This window comes from Psychrobacter sp. TB20-MNA-CIBAN-0197, from assembly GCF_040309765.1.
Classification (GTDB): Bacteria; Pseudomonadota; Gammaproteobacteria; order Pseudomonadales; family Moraxellaceae; genus Psychrobacter; species Psychrobacter submarinus.
In genome coordinates this window covers 1-272 of the sequence record NZ_JBEOPC010000594.1, presented here as the reverse complement: position 1 = coordinate 272, position 272 = coordinate 1, and the positions used below count along the sequence as shown (strand labels likewise).

The following is a 272-nucleotide window of genomic DNA, read 5'->3' as shown; positions in this document are numbered from 1 at the left end:
CAATTACCTCGGTCAGTTCGACGGCGCGTTCAGTGCCGAGCAAGGCGCGTTGTTCCTGCCAAGCGCTGACAGCACCGGCGCCAATCAGGATGGGCAAGCGCCGCTGGGCAATTGGCTGAGCGTCGACGGACAGGTTCTCGGCGGTGAGCTGGAACTGACCTGGACCTTCGGCAGCGGCATGTACCGCGCCGAGACCATCGAGGCGTTGGCCGAGGCCTATCGCCGCGAACTGCAACGCCTGATCGAACATTGCTGCGCGAGCGGGGCAGGTG

At 65.1% G+C, this 272-nt stretch carries 1 protein-coding gene; it reads left to right on the top strand.

Annotation, left to right across the window (positions count from 1 at the left end):
- Positions 1–272 (top strand): hypothetical protein (locus tag AAEY83_RS15120; RefSeq protein WP_351060192.1); only part of this gene is annotated, 272 nt, incomplete at both ends.